Origin of the sequence: Achromobacter sp. EB05, from assembly GCF_044232075.1 — a bacterium.
In the GTDB taxonomy this organism is placed as follows: Bacteria; Pseudomonadota; Gammaproteobacteria; order Burkholderiales; family Burkholderiaceae_B; genus Achromobacter; species Achromobacter dolens.
This window is the reverse complement of the sequence record NZ_CP155917.1, coordinates 1958963-1983059: the sequence shown is the minus strand read 5'-3', so window position 1 is coordinate 1983059 and position 24097 is coordinate 1958963. Positions and strand designations below refer to the sequence as shown.

Genomic DNA, 24097 nt, shown 5'->3' with positions numbered 1-24097 from the left:
AGTTCAGCTAAATTGATTTCTATACGAATGATATGGGTGACCTATCCCCGTGTCAAACCGGATCGACCCTCATTTTGTAATCATTTCCGCGCATTCCGTCGTCAAGTCGCCGGGGCGTTCCCGGGAACGGCGGTCGTTACGATTTGCGGGAATCGTTCTACATTTCGCAAATAAAACATCTGTTTTATTTTTATCCAGACAGCGGTAGCATTTGTTTTATTCCTTTCACTTTTTCCGCCATGATCGCGCCCCTGCAAGACCACCTGCGCCGCCTCAGCGCCACCCTGCCCGCCGAATTGCAGCGCGCGGCGCATTGGGTGCTGGCCAATCCGGCCGAAGTGGGACTGTGGTCGATGCGCCGGCAGGCGCAGGCAGTGGGCGTCTCCCCCGCCACCATGCTGCGCCTGGCGCGCGCTGCCGGGCATGACAGCTACGAGGCCTTCCGCGCGCCATTCCAACGCGCTTTGGCCGGCGCCGCCGACAACGGCTTGCGCGAGCGCGCGGCGCGTCTGCAGGCCGCGCACGCCCACCCGGCCGGCGGCACGGGGCAGGATGCGCTGACGCAATGGCAGACGGCGGCCCTGGCCTCGGTCTGGCAAGCCAACGACGCGATGGCGTTCGACGCCGCCGTCGATACCTTGCTGCGGGCGCGCCAGGTCGGCTTCCTGGGGACGCGCTCGGCCTTCGGCGTCGCCTTCCAGATGCGCTATGCCTACCACCTGCTGCGCCGCAACGGCATCCTGATCGATGGTTTGGGCGGCGCCGCGGCCGAGGATGCCGACAGCCTGCAGGCCGGCGACGCCCTCGTGGTGATATCGCAGGCCCCTTATCCGACCGCGACGGTGCGCCTGACCCGCGAGATCGCCGCCCGCGGCGTCGCCGTGCTGGCGCTGACCGACAGCGACACCAGCCCGGTGGCGCGGGCCGCCCGCCATGTGTTGCGCTTCACCCGTCCCGCCGACACCGGGCCGGATGACGGCGAGGCGCGGGATCCCGCGTCCTTCTTCCACAGCACCGCGGGTCTGCTGGGCCTGGCCGAACACCTGATCGCGCGGCTCGCGGCCCGCGGCGGCGAGGCGGTGCTGCAACGCCTGGACGAGATCGAGGCGCGGCTGCAGGCCGACGGCGCCTATTGGCGCGAGCCGCCGCGCGGGCGCAGCGCGGCGCCGGCTCCGGAATGACCCCGCCGCGCGCCGCTTCCCACCTCTTCGCCATCCGTCATCCGCCCTTCCCGCTCCGGAGTTCCTCATCATGACCCATACCCGAGTCCTTCATCGTTCCCTGCGCAGCACGCCCCCGGTCGCGGTCCGCGGCCAGGGCGCCTGGCTCTATGACCAGGACGGCCGCGCCTATCTGGACGGTTCGGGAGGCGCCGCGGTCTCGTGCCTGGGGCACAACCATCCCGACGTGCAGGCCGCGATGCACGCGCAGATCGACGCGCTGGCCTATGCCCACACCAGCTTCTTCACCACCGAGGTCGCCGAGCGGTTGGCCGCGACGCTGGTCGCCGACGCGCCGGCCGGCACCTCGCATGCGTACTTCGTCTCCGGCGGCTCGGAGGCGATCGAGGCCGCGCTGAAGATGGCGCGCCAGTACTACGTCGAGATCGGCCAGCCCCAGCGCCGCCACATCGTGGCCCGGCGCCAGAGCTACCACGGCAACACGCTGGGCGCGCTGGCGGTGGGCGGCAACGCCTGGCGCCGGGCGCAGTTCGCGCCGCTGCTGATCGACGTGGCGCACGTGTCGCCGTGCTATGCCTACCGCGACCAAACGGCTGGCGAAACCGATGACCAATACGCCGAACGCCTGGCGCAGGAACTGGAGCAGACCTTCCAGCGTCTCGGCCCCGACAGCGTGATGGCCTTCGTCGCCGAGCCGGTGGTGGGCGCGACCTCGGGCGCGGTGACCGCGGTGCCGGGCTATTTCCGCCGCATCCGCGAGGTCTGCGACCGCCACGGCGTGCTGTTGATCGCCGATGAGGTGATGTGCGGCATGGGCCGCACCGGTACGCTGTATGCCGTCGAACAGGAAGGCATCACGCCCGACCTGATCACCATCGCCAAGGGCCTGGGCGGCGGTTACCAGCCGATCGGCGCGGTCATGGCGCAGGAACGCATCGTGCAGGCGATGCAGCGGGGCAGCGGCTTCTTCCAGCACGGCCACACCTACCTGGGCCATGCCACCGCGTGCGCGGCCTCGCTGGCGGTGCAGCAGGTGATCAAGCGCGACAACCTGCTGGCGCGCGTGCGCGCCCAGGGCGAGGGGCTGCGCCAGCGCCTGCACCAGGCGCTGGGCGACCATCCGCACGTCGGCGATATCCGCGGCCGCGGACTGTTCATGGGCGTGGAGCTGGTGCAGGACCGCGCCAGCAAGGCGACCTTCGACCCGGCTCTGTCGCTGCATGCGCGCATCAAGCGCGAAGCCATGGCGCGCGGCCTGATGGTCTATCCGATGGGCGGCACCATCGACGGCCGCCAGGGCGATCACGTGCTGCTGGCCCCGCCCTTCATCATCACCGACGACGAACTGGACCAGTTGACCGAACGCCTGGCTGGCGCCATCGACGCCGCCATTGCCGACAGTGGCCGCTGAGCCGCAGGCGACCTAGCCGGCCCCTGGCGCCGACTGCCGGCGCCACGCCGGCCAGGCGGCGATGGTCAGCGCGCGCAGCAGCCATTCGACCGGGCCGTAGGCGTGGCGGCGCAGCCACCACGCCGACAGCGGCAACTGCGCCAGAAAGATCGCCACGGCGATCGCCAGGCCCGCCCCCGGCGACACGCTGCCCGTCAGGCGCAGGCCCCAGCCTGTGAAAAGGAAGGCGCACACGACCGACTGCATCAGGTAGTTGCTCAGCGCCATGCGGCCGGCCGGCGCCAGCATGCGCGCCAGCGCCGCGCCCGGCCGCGTGCGCATCGCCAACAGCAACGCCGCCGCATACGACATGCTCAGTAGCGGCGCCGTGAACAGGTCCATGGCCAGGCCCGGGGTTTCCCACAATGGGGATATCGACGGCAAGGCGGAGGTCGCATAAGCGGCGGACCCGGCCAGCCCGGGCAACGCTCCCAGCGCGCACAGCAGCCACAACGCGCGCGGCTGGCGCCACGGATCGGCCAGCGCCTGGCGGCGGCCCAGCGCGTAGCCGACCAGGAACATGGCAAAGACAAACGGTCCCTGCACCAGCAGGATGACGCCCCAGATGCTGGTGGTCAGCTCATGCCAATGGCGAGCGACCGTGCTGCCGATGGTGCCGCGATAGGCCTCGATGGCGGCCTGCGCATCCGCCACGGAAACCCCATTGGCGGCACGGCTCAATTCGACGGTGCCGGCGGGATCGAGCAGGCTCAACGCTCCCAACACGGCCCAGGCCAGCGACGCCAGTCCGATCAGCCATAGCGCGCGGCGCAAGGCGCGCCCCGGCTCCATGCGGCGGCAGGCCATCAACAGCAGCCCCAGCACCGCGTACGTCAGCAGGATGTCCCCCTGGTAGAACAGGACCGCATGCGCCAGCCCCAGCAGCGCCAGGCCGGCCAGGCGCCGCAGGAAACGCGGCCCGAACGCGGCGCCGCCGCGTTCAGCCGCGCTCATCTGCAAGGTGAAGCTGTAGCCGAACAGAAACGAGAAAAGCAGGTAGAACTTGGTCTCGAACAACCACGCCACCAGCCAACGCACTGCCACGTCCCACGCCCCCGAGAAGCCGGGGTCGGTGATGCCGTTGGCGTAGAACGGCGAGGCGAACACGCCGATGTTGACGACAAGAATGCCGAACAGCGCGAAGCCGCGCAGCGCGTCGACATGGGCAAGGCGCTGCGGCGCGGTCGCGGCGGCGCCAGCAGCGGCGCTGGCAGGAGCGTTCAGGGGGACGCTCATGGCCGCCCTCCCGCCGCGCCGGGCGCCGGCGGCAGGCACCCCTGCAATGCCGCGTCGAGCAACCGCCCGCCGGCCGCCGCGTCGAACCGCGGATCCACCACCGAACGGCTATAGATGCCGTCCAGCAGCAGCAACAGCAGGTCGGCCATTTCGGACACGGGTCGCGGCATGGCGTCCGGCGGCACGTCCCGCCATACCGCCGCCAGCAGCGCCGCGAGCGACGCCTTGCGTTCGCTTTCGTTGGCCATGACCAACGCGTGCACCCGGGGGTTGCGCACCGCCTCGGCCAGGATTTCCATGCCGAGGCGGACGAAACCGGGATCGCGGTACTGCGCCAGGTTTGCGTCGACCCAGCCAGTCAGCGCGGCGCGCGCATCGCCCGCGTCGCCGGCCTCGCGGCGTTCGCGCAGCGTGTCGGTGTCGGACGCGATCAGCGCCTCGATGATCTCGGCCTTGCTGGCGTAGTAGTGGAACAGGTTGCCGGGGCTCATCGCCGCGCGCGCGCAGATCTGCGCGGTCGAGGTGGCATGAAAGCCGTTTTCGGCGAAACACTCGGCGGCGGCGGCCAGGATCTGGCGGCGCCGCTCCTGCTGCCGGGCGGGATCGATTTTGCGCATGCTGCGAAGGTGTTTATTAATAGACTGATTGGTCTATCTATTAAATATCGGCGACGCGAGCACGGTCAAGCGCACCCCAGAAAAAAGGCGGCCCCCAGGGGCCGCCGTTCATCGATGGCGCCGACCGGCCGCGGTCAGCCGAACACCGGCGACAGCAGCGGCTGCTTGGGCCGCACGTCCAGCGCCCGCCCCTTGCGGGCGCGCTTGCCCACGTACACCGCCAGCGCCGCGCCCGCCAGGATGTCCTCGGTGTGCTTGTTGCGGTAGATGCCCGCCGCCCGCAGGCCCAGCGCGCCGATCGGCACGGTCTGATCCAGCTTGTCGGCGCCATCCAGCCCCATCAGGATGGTGCCGCGTCCGCCGCCGGACAACGATTTGACCTCGTCCAGCCCGAACACCAGGAACTTGCCCTTCTGCGACAGCAGCGCCAGTTGCGTGGCGCCCTCGAACAGCGGCACCGGACGCAACAGTTCGTCGCCCGCCTCCAGCGTGATGAACTGCTTGCCGGCGCGCTGGCGGCTGGTCATGTCCGACAGCTTGGCGGCAAAGCCATAGCCGCCGCGCGTGGCCAGCAACCAGCGGCTGTCGGCCGCCGCCGCGATGGTATGGACGATGCGGGTGCCGCTTTCCAGGTCGATCATGGTGGTGACCGGCTGGCCGTCGCCGCGCGCCGACGGCAGGCCGGATACCGGCACCGAATAGACACGGCCGTTGTCGCCCATGGCGATCAACGTGTCGGTGGTGCGGCATTCGAAGGCGCCGTAGAGATCGTCGCCCTGCTTGAAGGCGAATTGCGAGGCGTCGTGGCCGTGGCCCTGGCGCGCGCGCAGCCAGCCCTTCTGCGACACGATCACGGTGACCGGCTCGTCCAGCACCTTGGTCTCGAGCACGGCGCGCTCGGCGGTCTCGATCAGGGTACGGCGGTCGTCGCCATACTGCTTGGCGTCGGCCTCGATTTCCTTGATCAACAGACGCTTGAGGGTGTTGGGATTATCCAGCAGTTCCTGCAACGCAACCTGCTCCTTGCGCTTGTCCTCGAGCTCCTGCTCGATCTTGAAGCCTTCCAGGCGCGCCAACTGACGCAGGCGCATTTCCAGGATGTCCTCGGCCTGCCGCTCGGACAGATTGAAGCGCTCCATCAAGGCCGCGCGCGGCTCGTCCGATTCGCGGATGGTCTGGATCACCTCGTCCACATTCAGGTAGACCACCATGCGGCCTTCCAGCACGTGGATACGGTCGATGACCTTGTCCAGGCGGAAGCGGGTGCGGCGCATCACGGTGTTGGTGCGGAACGCCAGCCATTCGGTGAGGATGTCGCGCAGGCCCTTCTGGCGCGGGCGACCGTCGGTGCCGATGCAGACCAGGTTGACCGAGGCGCTGCTTTCCATGCTGGTCTGCGCCAGCAGCGTGTTGACGAACTCGTCGCGGTCGACGCGCGAGGTCTTGGGTTCAAACACGAGGCGCACGGCGGCGTCCTTGCCGGATTCGTCGCGCACTGCGTCCAGCAGGTTCAGCATGACGGCCTTGGCCTGCGTCTGCTCCGGCGTCAGGCTCTTCTTGCCGCTCTTGACCTTGGGGTTGGTGATTTCCTCGATCTCTTCGAGCACCTTCTGGCACGAGGTGCCCGGCGGCAGCTCGGTGACCACCAATTGCCACTGGCCGCGCGCCATTTCCTCGAACTGCCAGCGCGCCCGCACCTTGAGCGAGCCGCGCCCGCCGGCGTAGATCTGCGCGATGTCGGCGGCCGGCGTGATGATCTGGCCGCCGCCGGCGAAGTCCGGGCCGGGGATCATGCCGAACAGCTCGGCGTCCGGCAGTTGCGGCTGCTTGATCAGCGCCACGCAGGCCTGCGCCACTTCGCGCAGGTTGTGCGGCGGGATCTCGGTGGCCATGCCGACCGCAATGCCTGAGGCGCCGTTCAGCAGCATCACCGGCAGGCGCGCCGGCAGCATCTGCGGCTCCTGCTGGCTGCCGTCGTAGTTGGGCACGAAATCGACCGTGCCTTCGTCCAGCTCGTCCAGCAGCAGCTTGGCGATCGGCGTCAGGCGCGCTTCGGTGTAGCGCATGGCGGCGGCGTTGTCGCCGTCGCGCGAGCCGAAGTTGCCCTGGCCATCGATGAGCGGATAGCGCAGGGAGAAGTCTTGCGCCATGCGCACCATGGCGTCATAGGCCGCCTGGTCGCCGTGCGGGTGGTATTTACCCAGCACGTCGCCGACGACGCGGGCCGACTTGACGGGCTTGGCGCCCGCGCCCAGTCCCATGGCCTGCATCGCGAACAGGATGCGGCGCTGCACGGGCTTCTGCCCGTCGCCGACGTCCGGCAGGGCGCGGCCCCGCACCACGGACACTGCATAGTCCAGATAGGCCTGTTCGGCATAGCGCGCCAGGGTGATGGCGGCATCGCCGCCCCCGTCGGGCGTGGCGTCGAACAAACCTTGTTGATTGCTGTCGGTCATGATGGTTTCAGGTAGACAAATTCATTGAAACGGCGTCATTGGGGACGCGCGGCGCCCAGCAACTGGGTATCGGCCACGTGCTCACGCAACTGGGCGCGCACCGCGTCCAGGGTGGCGGCGTCCTGCCCGCGCTTGGGAATGATCACGCCTTGCAGCGTCCCCAGGATGACATACAGATGCTGCGGCGTTTCCTCGACCCGCCGCACGTCGCCCCAGTCGATGCGCCCCGAGGCGTCGGCAATGCTGTCCTCGATGCCGTCGGCGCCGAACACCAGTTGGTGGCGCCCCAGGAACAAGCCGTCGGGCCGCTTGGCCAGCATGCGGCGCGTGTTCATGCGCACCAGGCCCGGCAGCACGAACTCGTAGGCCAGCGCCAGCAGCGCCAGGATGCCCAGGCCGACCGCCAACCCCTCGAAGTACACCGGCAGCAGCAGGCCCCAGTTCGGGCCGTGCCCGTCCCAGGTCTGCCAGACCAGGTAGCCCAGCAGCACCACCACCATCAACACCGCGAAACGCAGGTGCGACAGGTAGCGGCGCCGGCGCAATTCGGGCCGCTTGTACACGTAGGCCGCAAATTCGGCGTAGTCGTCGGCGGTCAGGTCGACCGCCATGGCGGCGGACGGCGGCGGGGACGAGGGCAACGACATCAGATGTCCAGCTCCGCCAGGTTGCCCTTCTCTTCGATCCAGGCGCGGCGTTGCGAGGACTCGCCCTTGCCCATCAGCATGTCGAACATGCGGGTGGTGTCTTCAGGCGTCTGGTCGCCGTAGCCCACCGGCAGCAGCCGGCGCGTGTCCGGATTCATGGTGGTTTCCCACAACTGCTCGGGGTTCATTTCGCCCAGGCCCTTGAAGCGGCTGACCGACCAACTGCTTTCGCGCGAGCCTTCCTTGCGCAGCTTGTCCTGCGCCGCTTCCAGCTCGCCTTCGTCCAGGCAGTAGATCTTGCGCGCCGGGCGCTTGCCCTGCGCCGGCACGTCCAGGCGGAACAGCGGCGGCTTGGCGACGTAGACGTGGCCGGCCTCGACCAGCTTGGGAAAGTGCTTGTAGAACAGCGTCAGCAGCAGCACCTGGATGTGCGAACCGTCGACATCGGCGTCGGACAGGATGCAGATGCGGCCGTAGCGCAGCCCCGACAGGTCAGGCGTGTCGCCCGGGCCGTGCGGGTCGACGCCGATGGCGACGGAGATGTCGTGGATCTCGTTGTTGGCGAACAGGCGGTCGCGGTCGACCTCCCAGGAATTGAGCACCTTGCCGCGCAGCGGCAGGATGGCCTGGAATTCCTTGTCGCGGCCCATCTTGGCCGAGCCGCCGGCCGAATCGCCCTCGACCAGGAAGACCTCCGTGCGGGCGGCATCGCTGGATTCGCAGTCGGTCAGCTTGCCGGGCAGCACCGCCACGCCGGAACTCTTACGCTTTTCGACCTTCTGCGCCGAACGCTGGCGCGCCTGCGCCTGGCGGATGGCCAGTTCGGCCAGCTTCTTGCCGTATTCGACATTGCTGTGCAGCCACAGGTCGAGCGCGCTCTTGGCGAACCCGCCCACCAGGCGCACGGCGTCGCGGCTGTTCAGGCGTTCCTTGATCTGACCCTGGAATTGCGGGTCCAGCACCTTGGCGGACAGCACGAAGCTGGCGCGAGCGAACACGTCTTCGGGCAGCAGCTTCACGCCCTTGGGCAGCAGGCTGTGCAGTTCGGCAAAGCCCTTGACGGCGCCGAACAGGCCTTCGCGCAGACCCGACTCGTGGGTGCCGCCGGCCGGCGTCGGGATCAGGTTGACGTACGACTCGCGCACCGCGTTGCCGTCCTCGGTCCAGGCCACCACCCATTGGGCGCCCTCGCCTTCGGCGAAGGTTTCGTGGTCGGCGCCGGCGTACTGCTGGCCCTCGAAGAACGGCACCATCAGTTCCGCGCCCGCCAGCGCCTCGGACAGGTAGCCGCGCAGGCCGTCCTGGTACTGCCAGGTCTTGGTGTCGCCGGTCTTTTCGTTGACCAGCGAGACCTTCACGCCCGGCAGCAGCACGGCCTTGCTGCGCAGCAGGTGGGTCAGCTCGCCCAGCGGGATATTGGGGCTGTCGAAATATTTGGCGTCGGGCCAGACCCGCACGCGGGTGCCGGATTTCTTGCGGCCGCCTTGGTCGTAGGGCGCCAGCGGTTCGGCGACGTCGCCGCCCTTGAACACCAGGCGATTGACGGCGCCGTCGCGCCAGACCACCACTTCGAGGCGGGTGGCCAGGGCGTTGGTGACGGACACGCCGACGCCGTGCAGGCCGCCGGAAAAGGCGTAGGCGCCGCCGCCAGCCTTGTCGAACTTGCCGCCCGCGTGCAGCCGGGTGAAGACCAGCTCGACCACGGGGGCGTTTTCCTCGGGGTGCAGGCCCACGGGAATGCCGCGGCCGTCGTCCTCGACGGAGACGCTGCCATCGATGTGCAGCGTGACCAGGATCTGTTTGCCGTGACCGGCCAGGGCCTCGTCCGCGGCGTTGTCGATGACTTCCTGCACGATGTGCAGGGGGTTTTCGGTGCGGGTGTACATGCCCGGGCGCTGCCGCACGGGCTCCAGCCCCTTCAGGACGCGGATGGACGCCTCGTTGTAACGTGGAGTGGCCAAGTTATCCCCAACATCTGTGGAAAAAAACCGACATTTTACGGATAAGCCCAGATTCTGCGCGGCTCCGGGTGGGATGCGCACGACCTGACCAGCTCCGAATTCGGTAGGATGACGATAGAGACACAGCCAGCGGATCCGGGTTCAACGCCCCGGATCGCGATAACTGCGCCGCGATATCCTACACAAAAGCGGCGAATACTGTTGTTATAAACAGTGGTATGCCTGTTGTTTTTGACAGTGGTATGCTTTAATCCAATCCACAAACAAGAACAACGGCAAGGCGTCCCTCTTTTCGCCTTTTGCTGCCGAACCCGAGAATCACCATCATGAGCGACCAAATCAAGAACGTCAGTGACGCGAGCTTCGATGCCGATGTGTTGAAGTCCGGCCAGCCGGTGCTGGTGGACTACTGGGCTGCCTGGTGCGGCCCCTGCAAGATGATCGCCCCGATCCTGGAAGAAGTCGCCACCGAATACGCCGGTCGCCTGACGATCGCCAAGCTCAACGTGGACGAAAACCAGGGCACCGCCGCCAAGTACGGCATCCGTGGCATCCCCACCCTCATGCTCTTTAAAGACGGCCAGGCTGCCGCCACCAAGGTTGGCGCGCTGTCGAAGTCGCAACTCACCGCATTCCTGGACGGCGCGTTGTAAACTGCGTGCTGTGAACGAAGGCGCCGCCCTGGGGGCGGCGCGCATTCAATACCGCGCGAGCCCGTCCGTGGCGCGCCGCCAGAACCCTCCTTTACTTTTCCCCCAACACTCACCGCGATGCACCTCAACGAACTGAAGGCGCTGCATGTCTCGCAGCTGCTGGAAATGGCCGCTGGCCTGGAAATCGAGAACGCCAACCGCCTGCGCAAGCAGGAGCTGATGTTCGCCATCATGAAGCGGCGCGCCAAGCAGGGCGAGCAGATCTTTGGCGACGGCGTGCTGGAAGTCCTGCCCGACGGCTTCGGTTTCCTGCGCTCGCCCGAGACCTCGTATCTGGCCAGCACGGACGACATCTACATCTCGCCGTCCCAGATCCGCCGCTTCAACCTGCACACCGGCGACTCGATCGAAGGCGAAGTCCGCACGCCCAAGGATGGCGAGCGCTATTTTGCGCTGGTCAAGGTGGACAAGGTCAACGGCGTGGCGCCCGAGGCGATCAAGCATCGCATCATGTTCGAGAACCTGACGCCGCTGCATCCGAACCAGCCGCTGCGCCTGGAACGCGACATCAAGAGCGAGGAAAACCTCACCGGCCGTATCCTCGACGTCTTCGCCCCCATCGGCAAGGGCCAGCGCGGCCTGATCGTCGCCAGCCCCAAGTCCGGCAAGACGGTGATGATGCAGCACATCGCGCACGCCATCACCACCAACTATCCCGACGCGGTCATGATCGTCCTGCTGGTGGACGAGCGCCCCGAGGAAGTGACCGAAATGCAGCGCACCGTGCGCGGCGAAGTGGTCGCCTCGACCTTCGATGAGCCCGCCACCCGCCACGTGCAGGTCGCCGAAATGGTCATCGAAAAGGCCAAGCGCCTGGTCGAAATGAAGAAGGACGTGGTGATCCTGCTGGACTCGATCACCCGCCTGGCCCGCGCCTACAACACCGTGGTGCCGGCCTCCGGCAAGGTGCTGACCGGCGGTGTCGACGCCAACGCCCTGCAACGTCCCAAGCGCTTCTTCGGCGCCGCGCGCAACCTCGAGGAAGGCGGTTCGCTGACCATCCTGGGCACCGCGCTGATCGAGACCGGCAGCCGCATGGACGAAGTCATCTACGAAGAATTCAAGGGCACCGGCAACTCCGAAGTGCACCTGGAACGCCGCCTGGCGGAAAAGCGCGTCTACCCGTCCATCAACCTGAACAAGTCGGGCACCCGCCGCGAAGAACTGCTGATCGCGCCGGACCTGCTGCAGAAGGTCTGGGTGCTGCGCAAGTTCATCCACGACATGGACGAAGTCCAGTCCATGGAATTCATCCTGGACAAGATGCGCGCCACCAAGACCAATGCCGAATTCTTCGACATGATGAAGAAGAAGTAAGCCGTCGCCGCCCGGCGCGCCGGGCGCACGCATCGATCTGGCGAGGATTGCCCCACGGCGGTCCTCGCCAAATGCTTTTTGGGCCGGCGTTTCGAGCCGGCCCGCATTGAATCCACGCAGGGGGGCCCGTCGGCCCGCACACTATCCGCGGCGGCGCGCACGGCCGGTCCGCAACCGATCCGCCGCCCGGCCGTCGTTCAGCGCAACTTGGGATCGGGGAACGGCAGCTTGTCCTGGGACATGCTGGGCTGGGCCTTCCACGTCTTGCCCTGCCTGTAGAAGTCCATCTGGTTCTCGTTGACCGCGGCGCCCATCGTCACCGCCACCGTGCAGGCGACCTGCCCCGGGTGGCTGGCCTGCTCGGCGGCCACGCAGGTGCCCAGCTTGACCTCGGACGGGCGCGACAGGCCGGTGCCCGCGAGCATGTCGACGATCGCATCCGTCGCCTCCGGAATGGTGGGCAGGGCCAGGTTTTGGGCCTGGGCCCAGGCGGAAACACTCGTCAATGCGACGACGGTTGCCAGGCGGATGCGGGACTTGGCCATGCGAAGACTCCATCCGGTCTGTATCCCAATGTCAGGTGGCGGCGGCCGCCGGATCAGTGCTCGATGAACTCTTCCAGGCTGCGCGGCTTGGGTGTCTGCTTGGGCGCCGGCTTGCCCGAGTCGTCGATCGGGTCGATCTTGGGATCGTCCCAACTGCCGGTCACGGCGTATTCCATGGTCATGGCGCGGGCCAGCGGCTGCTTGAGCAACCATTGCGTCACGAAGGCGCCCAGGCCGATCAGCGGGTTGACCGCCAGCGCCGTCACCATCGCCGCGCCGCTGGCGTCCAGGTTGGGAATCACCACCGCCTTCAGGTTCCAGCGCTCCTGCACGATATTGACGTCGCCCGCCAGCACGATGGCGGCGACCGGGCCGTTGATCTTGTAGCCCTCGGTCTTGAGCGCGCCGTCCGCCAGCTTGAGCTGTCCGCGCACGGTGTCGAACGGGAAACCGTCGCGCAGCAGGTTGGTCGGGTTGACGTCGAGCCGCGCCAGGCGCTGCAGCGATTGCAGCGACAGCAGCTCCAGCAGGCGCGCCGTGCGCGAATTGACGTGCATGAAGCGGCCCTTGTCCAGGGAGATCTCGGCATCGCCGATGACGTCGGCGATATCGTGGGTCCAGGGCAAGTTGCGCCACGTCACATTGGCCTTGACGGCGCCGGTGCCGCCCGACACCACGCGCTCGAAGCCGATGCGGTCCATGAAGCTGCCTACGTTCTCGAACTTGGCAGTGGCATCCACCGTCAGGCCGCGGTCCGGCCCTTCGAGGCGCCAGGCGCCGGTGGCGTTCAAGGTGGCGGCGTCATTGGTGATCGACAGCTTGTCCAGGCGCCACTGGCGGCCGCGTTCGAGGTTGGTGCCCAGCACCTGCAGCTCCCCCAGGTTCTTGCCATACAGGCGGAATTCCTTGGCCTGCAGGTCGATCGCCGGAATGTCCGACAGGTCGTTGCCCGAGGACAGCGCCTTGTCGGCCTCGTTGGCGTCGTCCGCGCCGCCCAGCGCCAGGTGCTTGAAGCGCGCGGTGATCTGGCCGGCGATGGCGCCGGAGGCTTCGCGCCACGACAGCGAGCCCGCCGCCTGGCGCGACTGGATATCCACGCGCCATTGGGCCGGGGCCGGCCGGGTGGCGTACAGGCTCAGGTCGTTGAGCGTATAGCCGCTGGCGCGCAGCACGCCGGTGGCCAGGCTGATGCGCTCGGCCACGGGCAGCAGCGGCCGCGGCGCCGCGCGTCCCTTGACGGGTGGCGGGTCGAAACCGTCGGACACCTTCTCCCAGGCATCCATGTCCAGTTCCGGCAGGCTGGCGCTCAGGCTCAGGCCGCGCTCGGGCAGGCTGGCCGGACGGTCGATGCCGAGCGCGCCGCGCGCGAAGTACGACGGCGCGGCATCGGCCGGATCGCGCTCGAACAGCGCGTTGATGTTGTCGCCCAGGCTGGCGGTCAGCCAGCGCCGGCCCTTGGCGCCGCGGTCCTGCGCCGCGCCCCATTGCAATTTGAGCGGCCGCGCCAGCGGCGCCGTCTTGCCGACGGGCGCCGGCATGTCGATGGCCAGTCCGGTCAGGTCGGACTCCATCGACAGCTCCACCGAACCGCCGCGCTGGTAGCCGACCTTGCCCTTGTAGGCGGTCTTGCCCGAAAAGCGCCCCATCGACGGCGTATTGCTGATCTGCGTCAGTCCGGACCCGGCCAGCACGCCCTCGAAGCGCAGGGCATCCGTCGGCTGCGCCAAGCTGCCCGAGATCTTGACCGGGCCGCCCAGGAACTGCGCGCGGATTTCCTTGGTGCGCACGCCCTTTTCCGAAAACTCCAGGTCGCCGTGCATCTGGCTGAGCAGCGGCATTTCCGGCATGAAAGTGAAGGTGTTGTCGGCGAATTGGATCTTGCCTTCGACCTGGGTGTCGTCGGTGTTCATCAACGGCACTTTCAGCTTGAGCGGCATGCGCCAGTTGCCCGTGCCGCGCGCCTCGTCGAGCGCGCCGTCCAGCAACTGGCCCAGCGGCGAGCTGTCCGACAGCGCCAGGTAGGCCGGCACCGTCCCGCTGGTGTCGCCGCTGACCGTCAACTCGGCGTTGTGCTCCATGTCGGGAATGCTGGCGGTAACCGCCCCCAGCGTCACCGTCTGGCCCGGCCCGGTATGGGCCACCGCGCCGCCCGGACTGTCGAGCACCAGCCCGACCTTGTCGACTCGGAAGTTGCCCGACAGGTTCTCCAGCATCGGCCAGCCCTTGCGATGCGGCCGGGCCGGCGCGTAATCGACCTTGGCGCCGGTGTAGGCGCCGGCGATGACAAACTCTCCGGTGGAACCTGGAGCGCCGAAGGGGAATTCGTCCAGGTCGCCCTTGAGGGTGATGGCGGCCGACTCCATCTGGCCGGCCGGCAAGCCGGTCGCGAGCCATTCGCGCGCGTCCGCATTGACCTCCAGCGGCAGGTAGCGGTGGATCGCATTCATGGCGCCACGCACCAGCGTGCCGCGCATGTCGACGCTGCCCGCGGCGCTCTTGCCTTCCTTGCGCCACTGGCCCCGCAAGCGGACGTCGAGATCGTCGTTGACGACCCGCAGCTGGCCCACCTCGACAAACCAGTCGCGCGCGTCGGCGCCTTTGACGTGGGCATCCAGCGCGATCTCGCTGGCGCCCAGCTCGGGCTGTTCGAAGATGCCGGGCAAGGCCACGCGCAATTGCTCGACGCGGCCGCTGACCGACAGGTCCGCCGCCCCCGCGCTGCGCGCCAGCGGCACCTGCTCGCTCTGAACGAAATCGCCCGGCGTGCCTTCGATGCGGAACTGCGCGTAGCCGGCCCGCGCCGCCGGGCCATCCGGCGCCGGCGCCCAATCGACGCCACGCGCCGCGACGTCGGTGGTCAGCTTGGTGAAGGCGCCATGATCCAACTGCAGCCAGGCGCGGGCGCTGACGCGCCCCTTGATGGCCGGCGGCGATATCCAGGGCGCCCAGGCCATCGGCTCGGCGTCATCCAGGGCAGCGTAGACCTGCCCGCTCCAGTTGGCCGGACTGGCGGCGCTGGCGCTGAACAGGCTGCGGTTGAACTCGCCGCGCAGGTCCACCCTGCGCGCCAGCGCCGGATCGGCATCGGCGCGCAGCACGAAACGGTGCGACAGGCTGCCGTTGCGCACCAGGAAATCGACATTGCTCAGGACCAGTTCAGGCGCCCGGCGCAGTTCGTCCTGCCAGCGGATGCGGGCGCCACGCACCAGCAGTTCGCGCTGCGCGGTCAGCCAGCGCAGCGCCGGATGATCCAGGTCCGAGCGGTGATCGCTGGCATTCAGGTCGATGCCCTGCCCCGCCACCCACAGGCGGTTGTCGGCATCGCGGCGCAGGGTCAGTTCGGGTTGTTCCAGGCGTAGCCGCACCAACTTCGGTGACAGCGTCAGCAGGCTGCGCCAGGCCAGCACCGCCGACACCGAAGGCAGCGTCAGCACCGGCGCGGCCTGGTCGTCGTAGACCTGGACCGAGGAAAGATCCAGGCGCGGATTGAGCCCCTGCCAGTCCGCCTGGATGGCGCCGATCGTGACGCGGGCGCCCAACGCCTGGCTGGCGTAGGCTTCGATCTGGGGACGCCACTGGTCCACGCGCGGCAAGACCCAATAGCGCACGCCCAGGAGCCCGATGGCCACGACGCCGTACACGGTCAGCGCCGCCCAGAACAGGCAGCAGAGCACTTTTTTTGAAACAGACACGGATCGGTGGGCAGGAGAATAGTCTTGCGGTATCGTCCCCACTTATACCTGAAACGCGTCCATTCGTCTCCGTCCGATCGCCATGTCCACGCCCGCCCTGTTTGCCCCCGCCCTCGCCTGGTCCGGCCATCTGCGCCGCCGTCTCGACGCCCATCCGGATCTGGCCGCCTGGCTGGCCGAAGCGGTGCAACAGCCGGTCACAGCCGAGCGGCTGGCGCAATGGCAGGCGGAGCTGGCCGGCCCCGGCGCGCCCGACGTCCTGCCGGTGGATCTGTGCCGCCAGGTGCTGCGCAAATTGCGCGAACGCGTCTTCAGCACCCTGATCGTGCGCGACCTGTCCGGCCAGGCGCCCCTGGAAGAAGTGGTGGGCGCGATGACGGCGCTGGCCGACGCGGCGGTGGCCGCCGCCTACCGCAGCGTGGCCGCCGACCTGGCAGCGGTGCACGGCGTGCCGCGCGATCCGGCCACCGGCCTGCCGCAGGAAATGCTGATCGTCGGCATGGGCAAACTGGGCGGCGGTGAATTGAATGTCTCGTCCGATATCGACCTGATCATGCTGTACGGCGAGGAGGGCGACACCGACGGCCCGCGCCGCATCAGCCACCACGAGTTCTATGGCCGCCTGACGCGGCGCATGATGCCGGTGCTGTCCGAAGTCGACGCCCACGGCCAGGTCTTCCGCACCGACCTGCGCCTGCGCCCGGACGGCGACGCCGGCCCGCTGGCCTGGAGCCTGGACGCGTTGGAACACTACCTGATCGGCCAGGGCCGTGAATGGGAGCGCTACGCCTGGCTCAAGGCCCGCCTGATGCCGGCCCAGGCCTTCGAGGGCAGCGACAGCGCGGCCCAGGCCCGCCAACTGGAAAGCCTGCGCGTGCCGTTCGTCTACCGCAAGTATTTCGATTTCGACGCGCTGGCCGCGCTGCGCGCGCTGCGCGAGCGCATCCGCCAGGACTGGCAGCGCCGCGCCTCGGCCCGCAACGGCATTGACAGCGCCAACAACATCAAGCTGGGCGACGGCGGCATCCGCGAAATCGAGTTCGTGGTGCAACTGGCGCAATTGATCCGCGGCGGCCGCATGCCGGCGCTGCAGCAGCGCGGGCTGCTGGCGGCGCTGCACGCCGAACAGGTCGCCGGGCTGGTGCCCGAGGACGACGCGCGCCGCCTGGAGGAGGCCTACCGCTTCCTGCGCCGCACCGAACACGCGCTGCAATACCGCGAGGATGAGCAGACCCACCTGCTGCCGGGCGACCCTGGCCAGCGCGCCGCGCTGGCCGCCGCGCTGGGGCTGAGCCCGCAGGATTTCGAAAGCACGCTGGCCGCGCACCGCCAATTCGTCTCGCGTACCTTCCGTAACGTGTTCCGCATGGTGGGCATGGACAAGGAGGACACCGCCGATGCCGGCGCCGACACGCCCGCCGACGAACCCGACGAGGAATGCGCCCTGGCCGAGCAGATCCGCCAGGCCTTCGGCGAGCAGGCCGACGACCTGTTGCGACGCGCCGAAACGCTGCTGGGCAGCCACCGCGTGCGCAGCCTGCCCGAGAGCAGCCGGCGCCGCCTGGAAACGCTGCTGCCGGCCGCGCTGCGCGCCGCGCGCCAGACCAGCGCGCCGCTGGACGCCGCGGTGCGCCTGTTCGACCTGATCGAGAAGATCGCCCAGCGCAGCGCCTACCTGGCCCTGCTGGCCGAATATCCGGACACCCTGGCGCGGGTCGCGCGCATGGTCGCGGCCAGCCCCTGGGCGGCCCAGTACCTGACGCAGCACCCGCTGCTGCTGGACAGCCTGATCGACTGGCGCACGCTGTTCGAGCCGCTCGACTTCGCCCAGATCGCGCGCCAGTTGTCCGCCGACCTCGACGCCTGCCGCCTGCCCGATGGCGACCCGGACATCGAGCGCCAGATGAACCTGATGCGCGACGTGCAGCGCCAGGCCAGCTTCCAGTTGCTGGCGCAGGACCTGGAAGGCGAGCTGACCGTTGAAAAGCTCGCCGACCAACTGTCGGCGCTGGCCGACCTGCTGCTGACGGAAACCATCCGCCGCACCTGGCCGCTGGTGAACAAGGTCGCCGGCGCCACGCCGCGCTTCGCCGTCATCGCCTACGGCAAGCTGGGCGGCAAGGAACTGGGCTACGCCTCGGACCTGGACCTGGTGTTCCTGTATGACGATCCGCGCGAGGATGCCGCCGAGGTCTACGCCAAGCTGGGCCGCCGCATGACCTCGTGGCTGTCCACGATGACCTCGTCGGGCCGCCTGTACGAGGTCGACCTGCGCCTGCGCCCGGACGGCGACGCCGGCCTGCTGGCGGTGTCAGTCGAGGCCTTCGAGCAGTACCAGCAGAAGCACGCCTGGGCCTGGGAACACCAGGCCCTGACGCGTGCCCGTTACGCGTCCGGCGACGCCGGGGTCGGCCAGCGCTTCGAGCAGATCCGCGAGGCCATACTGGTGATGCCGCGCGACACGGCCAAGCTGCGCCAGGAAGTGCTGGCAATGCGTGAGAAGATCAACGCCGGGCATCCCAACAGCACCGACAGGTTCGACCTGAAGCACGACGCCGGCGGCATGGTCGACGTCGAATTCGTGACCCAGTACCTGGTGCTGTGCCACGCGGGCACCCATCCCCTGCTGGTGCGCAACCTGGGCAACATCACCCTGCTGCGCCTGGCCGGCGAGGCCGGGCTGATCGATCCGGCGCTGGCCGCCCGGGCCGGCGACGCCTACCGCACGCTGCGGCGCGTGCAGCACCAGTTGCGCATGCAGGGCGTGGAGAAAGCCCGCGTGGCGCCCGACCAGTTGCAGGCCGAACGCGCCGCGGTGCGCGAGCTATGGGACGCGGTGCTGGGGTAAGCCGCGGCAAGGGCTTGCTGGCGGCGCGGGCCGCCGCCCCAAGGCCAAGGCGGCAACTCAGCGTAAAATAAGGACTTTTCCGCCTTACCGCCTGCTTTCAATCATGTCCGAATTCGTGCGCCCCAAACTCGACCTGCCCGCCGGCCGCCGCAAGGTGCTGATGCACTCGTGCTGCGCGCCCTGTTCCGGCGAGGTCATGGAAGCCATGACGGCTTCCGGCATCGACTACTCGATCTACTTCTACAACCCGAACATCCATCCGGTCAAGGAGTACGAGATCCGCAAGCAGGAGAATATCCGCTTCGCCGAGCAGCACGGCATCGAGTTCATCGACGCCGACTACGACATGGACAACTGGTTCGAGCGCGTCAAGGGCATGGAAAACGCCCCCGAGCGCGGCGAGCGCTGCACCGCCTGCTTCGACATGCGCTTCGAGCGCACCGCGCTGTACGCCCACGAGCATGGCTTTGACACCATCACCAGCTCGCTCGGCATCTCGCGCTGGAAGGACATGAACCAGATCAACGGCTGCGGCGAACGCGCGGCCGCGCGCTACGACGACCTGATCTACTGGACCTACAACTGGCGCAAGGGCGGCGGCTCGTCGCGCATGATCGAGATCAGCAAGCGCGAGAACTTCTACCAGCAGGAATACTGCGGCTGCGTCTATTCGCTGCGCGACACCAATCGCCACCGCCGTGCGCAGGGGCGCGAGCGCATCCACATCGGCGTGAAGTTCTACGGCAAGGAAGACCTCATCAACGAGGAAAACCTCTGATCATGCCGGGTCGTCCCGCCCGCGGGCGGTAGCTCCCGCATCAGGCCGATTCGCCCGGCAGGCGCCCCTGGCGCCGGTATTCCGACGGCGATACCCCATAGCGGTTGCGGAACGCGTGGCTGAAACGCGCCGCATCCGAAAACCCATGACGAAACGCGATCTCGCCGATCTGGCGCCCGGTCTGCGCGGCGTCGGCCAGCATGTCGCGGCAACGCTCCAGGCGCGCGCTGAGGATGAAATCGGCCGGCGTCGTAGCGGCCTGCGCGAACAGGTTGTATAGATAGCGGCGCGACACGCGCAGGGCCTCGGCCGCAGTCGCCGGGGACAGGTCCGGGTCATGCAGGTTTTCGATCAGGTACTGCTGCACGCGGCGCAATTGCGCCTGGCGCATTTCGCGTTGGTCCAGCGCGCCCGCGCCGCCGGCCCGCTCGCTGATATCCAGCCCCATCATCTGCATGACGGCGTTGGCCGCATCGCGCGCCGCGCTGTCCGACAGATGGGCGTGCTCGCTCAGCGCCACCCGCAAGAGGTCCATGGCCATGCGGCCGCAACCGTGGCGGGCGCTGAAGCTGCGCGCCACCGCGTTGCGCATGGCCGGCAGCCAGGCCTCGGATTGCTTGCCCGGCACCTGCATCACCAGGAAATGGGCGTCGTCGTCGACGTCGACTTCGTACGGACGGGTGGTGTCGTAGATGCCCCACTCGCCCGGCATCAGCAAGGCGGTGCGCGCCGCCTGCCGGATCTCGCTGCGGCCATCGAGCTGCAGCGTGACCTTGTAGCCGGACGCCTCGGCACGCTCCGCGAGCAAGCGCGTGCGGCGCACGCGCTGCGCGCCGGTGCGCATTTCGCAGACCTGCATCCAGCCCAGCGAATCCACCGCCACGCTGCTGCGAAAACGCTTTGGATCGGCGGCCGACACCTCCAGCGGCACAAAGGTGTTGCTGATGTTTTCCTTCCAGCTTGCGCAATCCAGGAACTGCTGGGGCGCGCTGCGTAAGAGAGGGTGGGACATGGCGACTCCGGCGCGCGGCATGGAACAAAAGGCGGTCTTCTTTCTATCACCGAGCCCCCGGCCGGGAGTATCCGTGACAACCCCTAGGGCCAGCTCACCCTGCCAGGATCCCCACACAGGCTCCGGGCGCCGCGCGGCCTCAGGGCTTGCGGGCGCTGCCATATGAATAGTCGGACAACGCCAGGCCCAGCGCCGCCAGCTCGCGCGCCAGGCCATGGCGCACCGGCACCACGTCGTCGTAGCGGCGCGGCCGCGCCGCCGCCACCTCGCTCTCCGTATAGGGCGTGAAATCGGCCGGCAATTGCGCTGGACTGAACGTGAGCAAAAGCCAGTTCAACACATTGGCCAACTCGGCATTGCTCAACTGCGAGTAGGCCGCGCCCGGGACCCGGACCAGGTATTCGCGTCCGGCCGGCAGGTGCGTGAAGGCGCCCACCGAATTGCGAAAATCGGGAATGCCGTGCGGCGTGCTGCCGCGGCCGTCGACCCGGTGGCAGCCGGCGCATTGCAGCACGTAGTCCGCGCGCGCGGCCTGCCTCAGCGTGTCGGCGCCGGGCACGCCATTCGCCGCTGCCAGCGGCCCCGCGGCGGCCTGCGCGGCCGCAGGCACCGCTTCGTCGGCGAGCGCCGCCGCCCCCACGGCCGCCGCCCCGATCGCCGCGCAGGCCAGCCCGGCAGCGGCCGCGCGCCACCGCCCTCGCCCGCCGCCCCGTCCCGCCGCGTCCATCATGGCTTCTTCTTGGCCAACCCCACGATCACGGAGGTGGTGCAGTGGAAGATCGACGACTCGTTGGACATGCACCAGTTGACGTCGTTGTGCAGGAACATCTGGTAGCCCGGCCGCTCGCGTTCGGCCGAGGCGCACATGCACTTGCCGCAGGCCGTCTTGCCGCAGCAGTCGTTGTAACTGATGAGGTAGTCCTTGCCATCCAGCGGGTTGTGGCAGGTGCCGACCCACGACACCGCCGACGGCGAGGTGCCCGGCGGGCAAGAGGTCATGCTGCCGCCGCAGCACGAGCACAGGAAGCCATCCACCGCGCAATAGCGCCAGTAGTCGCAGGCGGTCTCGTCGGTCTGCGGCTTCTTGGCCGCCGCCGGCGCGGATCGGGCCACCGGCAGCACCGGCACCAGGAAGGCGGTGCCGACCAGCACGCGACCGATGCGGTTGAGCACGCTGCGACGCGACGTGGCGTGGGCGACGGAGCGCGTGGCGCGCTCTCCAAGCTTATCCAACCAGCGCATTGCCGTTCTCCTTGCGTGAAATGCGGGTCTCTTCCAGCGCGCCGCCGGCCAGGAATTCCTGCACCGAGGCCACGCCCAGCTCCTTGGCCGTGAACAGGCTTTCCAACTGTTCGCGCGAATTGATCAGGCCCTTGGCGCGGATCACGCCGGACTCGTCGATCAACACCGCGTACGGCAGCTTGCTGATCTGGAACTTCATGCCCAGCTCGGTCGACAGCAGGTAGGGAAAGCGCTCCAGCCCGGCCTGGCGGTAGAACGCCAGATGCTCCGGCATCTCGCCGTCGCTGGCCAGGACGATGCGCAACCACGCGCTTTCCGTGCCGGCCACCGACTTGAGGATCGGCAAGAGCTTCTTGCACACCGGGCAGGTCGGCGACAGGAAGAACAGCAGTTGGCTGTGCTGGCCGCGCTCGCCGATAGTCAGGCGCCGGCCCAGCAGGTCGGCCAGTTCGAAGCGCGGTGCGGCTTCGCCCACCGCCGGCCCCTTGTCCATGGTCAGCGCCCCCATCGGCGCCACGCGTTCATACAGCACGCCGATCTGGCGCGACAGCGCCAGGATGACCAGCAGCAGGCAGAGCACCACGCCCCACAGCAGAAAATTGGAAATGATCAAGGCTTCCATATCGTGTCGCTCCGTTGTTCCTAGATGTGCAGGTGCCGCAGTTTCAGGTGCGAAGCCAGCAGGTGGTTGGCGGTGAAATACAGGGCCACGGCGCTCATCGCCAGGCCGAAGACCGAGGCGGCGTCGGTCCATTGGAGGCTGCGTGACGCGCCCTGCGCGGCGGCGAACACCGGCAGCGTCCACGACGCCAGCAGGGCATTGCGCAGCACCATCCACCAGGACAGCCCGGCGCCGCGCGCCGCCGCGCCCCGGAAGGCGGGACCGCCGCAGCCGCAATCGATATCGCGGCGGCCGCGCGCCAGGTTCAGGGCCACGCCAGCCGTCGCCAGGGCCAGCACCAGCAATGCCAGCGCGGCCCCCGCCGCACGCAGGCCCGGCGCCAGCAGCAAGGCGCCGGCCAGCGCCTCGGCCAGCACATAGCCCCACGAGAAAAGGCTGGCCAACCCGGTCGGCAAAATGTCGTAGGCATGCACGGCAGCGCTGAACGCCGCCATATCCTTGAGTTTTTCCAGCGCGCCGAGCAGCAGCACGCAGGCCAGCGCCGCGCTGGCGGCATAGAGCAGCACGGGATCGGTCATTGCGCGCCTCCCGGCTGCGGCTCGACCTGCAGCGCCGTCTCGCCGGCGCCCTGGATCGTGCCCTTGAGCACCGGCGCCGCTGGCGCCGCGTCATAGATGTTGACATTGCCGCCGTCGATGGTGAACAGGCGCGGCTTGTCGTCCTGCGACACGGACATCGACAACGCGTTCTTGCCGGGAATGCGCGCCAGCCGCTTGTGCGTGGCCAGGTCGTAGACCCAGATCTCGGCCGCCGGCGTCTTGTGCGTTCCCTCGGCGCCATTCGGATGCATGCCCACGTACAGCCGCTTGCTGGCGCGATTCACCGCCAGCAGGTTGTAGCCGCCGGGACGCCAGCCGCGATCCTTGCCCGAAGCGTCCAGCAGCGACCAGCGCTCGCCGAAGCGGGCCTGTTCGCCGCTGAAATCGGCGCTGTAGACGTTGCCGTTGTATGAGACGAAGTAGAAGGTGTCGCCCAGGCGATCGGTATGCGTGAAGATCGGATCCTTCTCGACCTCGAACATGGGCTTGCTGCGCTGCTGGCCCGACGGCTTGCCGGCGGCGTCCAGGTCGACCGTGACGAACGAGCCGTCGCCGCAGATGCTGGCGAAGCTGCGCGGCCGCGACGGCGGCACGATGATGCTCCAGCAGCCGGCGGCCGCGGTCACTTCGTCGGCGAACTTGCGCGTCTTCAGGTCGACCACCGTGACCGACGAGGCCGGCGTGGCGTTCTGCACGAACAACAGGCCGCCGTCGGAACTCTGCTGCAGGTAGTTGCGGTAGTTCAGCGCCTGCGCGCGTTTCTCGGGTATCGGCACCTCGTACTTGGGCGTCAGCGTCTCGGCGTCCCAGGCCTCGACCACGTCGGTGCGCTTGCCGCGGTTCAGGCGCTCGTAATAGGTGGTCATGATGTAGATGTCCTTGCCGTCCGCCGACACCGTCATGTGGCCGTTGAACGACGAGGGCACCAGCCCCAGGAATTTCAGGGTGTCGCCGTCGTAGATGTTGACGCGGCTGTCGACCAGGTGATTGAACACCGCGTCCATCACGTACAGCCGGTGCGGCGTGGCGGGCGGCAGGCGGGTGCCGCCCTTGAGCTCCTCGACCGGCAGGTCGGCGCGGGCAAGCCCGGCGGCCGCGGCCAGGGCCGCGCACAGCGCCCATTTGCCCGCCCGCGCGGCACCGCTGTTGGCACAAAGCGCAATCATTGGATCTCTCCTGCT

Annotated in this window: 19 protein-coding genes; 6 read left to right on the top strand and 13 right to left on the bottom strand. The window is 68.2% G+C overall.

The features are described from left to right. Positions 1-239: 239 nt before the first annotated feature. Together AAID08_RS09075 and AAID08_RS09070 are read left to right on the top strand one after the other, a co-directional pair. Entirely contained in the window at positions 240-1181 is a 942-nt protein-coding gene (locus tag AAID08_RS09075; RefSeq protein WP_054503937.1) for a MurR/RpiR family transcriptional regulator, read from the top strand. Positions 1182-1251: 70 nt separating this feature from the next. Then, the gene (locus tag AAID08_RS09070; protein WP_395757541.1) at positions 1252-2592 is read left to right on the top strand and encodes an aspartate aminotransferase family protein; all 1341 of its coding nucleotides are present in this window, start codon (positions 1252-1254) and stop codon (positions 2590-2592) included. Positions 2593-2604: 12 nt separating this feature from the next. Here AAID08_RS09070 and AAID08_RS09065 read toward each other — a convergent pair whose 3' ends face one another. From AAID08_RS09065 to parE, 5 genes are all read right to left on the bottom strand, one after another. After that, positions 2605-3867 carry a DUF418 domain-containing protein gene (locus AAID08_RS09065; RefSeq protein ID WP_395757540.1) on the bottom strand — a complete coding sequence of 421 codons (1263 nt, stop codon included), beginning with the start codon at positions 3865-3867 and terminating at the stop codon, positions 2605-2607. Then, the gene (locus AAID08_RS09060; protein ID WP_064526308.1) at positions 3864-4484 is read right to left on the bottom strand and encodes a TetR/AcrR family transcriptional regulator; all 621 of its coding nucleotides are present in this window, start codon (positions 4482-4484) and stop codon (positions 3864-3866) included. Before AAID08_RS09060 ends, AAID08_RS09065 begins: the two co-directional genes overlap by 4 nt. 134 nt (positions 4485-4618) lie before the next feature. Further along, the gene (gene parC / locus AAID08_RS09055; RefSeq protein WP_395757539.1) at positions 4619-6940 is read right to left on the bottom strand and encodes a DNA topoisomerase IV subunit A; all 2322 of its coding nucleotides are present in this window, start codon (positions 6938-6940) and stop codon (positions 4619-4621) included. Positions 6941-6975: 35 nt separating this feature from the next. Further along, entirely contained in the window at positions 6976-7587 is a 612-nt protein-coding gene (locus AAID08_RS09050; protein ID WP_054503941.1) for a YcxB family protein, read from the bottom strand. Next, on the bottom strand, positions 7587-9548 hold the full coding sequence (gene parE / locus AAID08_RS09045; RefSeq protein WP_054503942.1) for a DNA topoisomerase IV subunit B: 1962 nt from the start codon (positions 9546-9548) through the stop codon (positions 7587-7589). Before parE ends, AAID08_RS09050 begins: the two co-directional genes overlap by 1 nt. Positions 9549-9874: 326 nt before the next feature. Here parE and trxA point away from each other — a divergent pair, with 326 nt between their 5' ends. Together trxA and rho are read left to right on the top strand one after the other, a co-directional pair. Then, the gene (trxA, locus tag AAID08_RS09040) at positions 9875-10201 is read left to right on the top strand and encodes a thioredoxin TrxA (RefSeq protein ID WP_006387817.1); all 327 of its coding nucleotides are present in this window, start codon (positions 9875-9877) and stop codon (positions 10199-10201) included. A 117-nt stretch (positions 10202-10318) separates the two neighbouring features. Beyond that, positions 10319-11578, top strand: a complete 1260-nt coding sequence (gene rho, locus AAID08_RS09035) for a transcription termination factor Rho (protein ID WP_006387816.1) — start codon at positions 10319-10321, stop codon at positions 11576-11578. Positions 11579-11775: 197 nt separating this feature from the next. Here rho and AAID08_RS09030 read toward each other — a convergent pair whose 3' ends face one another. Continuing rightward, positions 11776-12123 (bottom strand): hypothetical protein, encoded by a 348-nt coding sequence (locus tag AAID08_RS09030; protein ID WP_081273544.1) that lies wholly within the window; start codon positions 12121-12123, stop codon positions 11776-11778. Positions 12124-12176: 53 nt separating this feature from the next. Next, complete coding sequence (locus AAID08_RS09025) at positions 12177-15797, bottom strand: YhdP family protein (protein WP_395757808.1); 3621 nt, start codon at positions 15795-15797, stop codon at positions 12177-12179. 100 nt (positions 15798-15897) lie between these two features. On the opposite strand from AAID08_RS09025, the gene glnE reads away from it, so the two are divergent. Both glnE and AAID08_RS09015 read left to right on the top strand, forming a co-directional pair. Continuing rightward, positions 15898-18663 (top strand): bifunctional [glutamate--ammonia ligase]-adenylyl-L-tyrosine phosphorylase/[glutamate--ammonia-ligase] adenylyltransferase, encoded by a 2766-nt coding sequence (gene glnE / locus AAID08_RS09020; RefSeq protein WP_175144035.1) that lies wholly within the window; start codon positions 15898-15900, stop codon positions 18661-18663. A 103-nt stretch (positions 18664-18766) separates the two neighbouring features. Then, positions 18767-19441 (top strand): epoxyqueuosine reductase QueH, encoded by a 675-nt coding sequence (locus tag AAID08_RS09015; RefSeq protein ID WP_054503945.1) that lies wholly within the window; start codon positions 18767-18769, stop codon positions 19439-19441. Between the two features lie 40 nt (positions 19442-19481). On the opposite strand, the gene AAID08_RS09010 is transcribed toward AAID08_RS09015, so the two are convergent. The 6 genes from AAID08_RS09010 to AAID08_RS08985 form a co-directional block, all read right to left on the bottom strand. Then, positions 19482-20453, bottom strand: coding sequence for a helix-turn-helix domain-containing protein (locus tag AAID08_RS09010; protein ID WP_054503946.1), 972 nt, complete (start codon positions 20451-20453; stop codon positions 19482-19484). 139 nt (positions 20454-20592) lie between these two features. Next, positions 20593-21183, bottom strand: coding sequence for a c-type cytochrome (locus AAID08_RS09005; RefSeq protein WP_395757538.1), 591 nt, complete (start codon positions 21181-21183; stop codon positions 20593-20595). Beyond that, positions 21180-21695, bottom strand: a complete 516-nt coding sequence (locus AAID08_RS09000; protein WP_049075261.1) for a methylamine dehydrogenase light chain — start codon at positions 21693-21695, stop codon at positions 21180-21182. Before AAID08_RS09000 ends, AAID08_RS09005 begins: the two co-directional genes overlap by 4 nt. Next, positions 21679-22317, bottom strand: a complete 639-nt coding sequence (gene mauD, locus AAID08_RS08995) for a methylamine dehydrogenase accessory protein MauD (RefSeq protein ID WP_064526301.1) — start codon at positions 22315-22317, stop codon at positions 21679-21681. The genes AAID08_RS09000 and mauD overlap by 17 nt, the downstream gene beginning before the upstream one ends. Positions 22318-22337: 20 nt before the next feature. Continuing rightward, complete coding sequence (locus AAID08_RS08990; protein ID WP_144655249.1) at positions 22338-22895, bottom strand: MauE/DoxX family redox-associated membrane protein; 558 nt, start codon at positions 22893-22895, stop codon at positions 22338-22340. Next, positions 22892-24082 carry an amine dehydrogenase large subunit gene (locus AAID08_RS08985; protein WP_395757537.1) on the bottom strand — a complete coding sequence of 397 codons (1191 nt, stop codon included), beginning with the start codon at positions 24080-24082 and terminating at the stop codon, positions 22892-22894. The genes AAID08_RS08990 and AAID08_RS08985 overlap by 4 nt, the downstream gene beginning before the upstream one ends. Positions 24083-24097 lie beyond the last annotated feature (15 nt).

Bases quoted from the DNA above. Each gene is read 5' to 3' on its own strand.
- AAID08_RS09075 (WP_054503937.1), top strand. From the start codon at position 240: ATGATCGCGCCCCTGCAAGACCACCTGCGCCGCCTCAGCGCCACCCTG.
- AAID08_RS09070 (WP_395757541.1), top strand. From the start codon at position 1,252: ATGACCCATACCCGAGTCCTTCATCGTTCCCTGCGCAGCACGCCCCCG.
- AAID08_RS09065 (WP_395757540.1), bottom strand. From the start codon at position 3,867: ATGAGCGTCCCCCTGAACGCTCCTGCCAGCGCCGCTGCTGGCGCCGCC.
- AAID08_RS09060 (WP_064526308.1), bottom strand. From the start codon at position 4,484: ATGCGCAAAATCGATCCCGCCCGGCAGCAGGAGCGGCGCCGCCAGATC.
- parC (WP_395757539.1), bottom strand. From the start codon at position 6,940: ATGACCGACAGCAATCAACAAGGTTTGTTCGACGCCACGCCCGACGGG.
- AAID08_RS09050 (WP_054503941.1), bottom strand. From the start codon at position 7,587: ATGTCGTTGCCCTCGTCCCCGCCGCCGTCCGCCGCCATGGCGGTCGAC.
- trxA (WP_006387817.1), top strand. From the start codon at position 9,875: ATGAGCGACCAAATCAAGAACGTCAGTGACGCGAGCTTCGATGCCGAT.
- rho (WP_006387816.1), top strand. From the start codon at position 10,319: ATGCACCTCAACGAACTGAAGGCGCTGCATGTCTCGCAGCTGCTGGAA.
- AAID08_RS09030 (WP_081273544.1), bottom strand. From the start codon at position 12,123: ATGGCCAAGTCCCGCATCCGCCTGGCAACCGTCGTCGCATTGACGAGT.
- glnE (WP_175144035.1), top strand. From the start codon at position 15,898: ATGTCCACGCCCGCCCTGTTTGCCCCCGCCCTCGCCTGGTCCGGCCAT.
- AAID08_RS09015 (WP_054503945.1), top strand. From the start codon at position 18,767: ATGTCCGAATTCGTGCGCCCCAAACTCGACCTGCCCGCCGGCCGCCGC.
- AAID08_RS09010 (WP_054503946.1), bottom strand. From the start codon at position 20,453: ATGTCCCACCCTCTCTTACGCAGCGCGCCCCAGCAGTTCCTGGATTGC.
- AAID08_RS09005 (WP_395757538.1), bottom strand. From the start codon at position 21,183: ATGATGGACGCGGCGGGACGGGGCGGCGGGCGAGGGCGGTGGCGCGCG.
- AAID08_RS09000 (WP_049075261.1), bottom strand. From the start codon at position 21,695: ATGCGCTGGTTGGATAAGCTTGGAGAGCGCGCCACGCGCTCCGTCGCC.
- mauD (WP_064526301.1), bottom strand. From the start codon at position 22,317: ATGGAAGCCTTGATCATTTCCAATTTTCTGCTGTGGGGCGTGGTGCTC.
- AAID08_RS08990 (WP_144655249.1), bottom strand. From the start codon at position 22,895: ATGACCGATCCCGTGCTGCTCTATGCCGCCAGCGCGGCGCTGGCCTGC.
- AAID08_RS08985 (WP_395757537.1), bottom strand. From the start codon at position 24,082: ATGATTGCGCTTTGTGCCAACAGCGGTGCCGCGCGGGCGGGCAAATGG.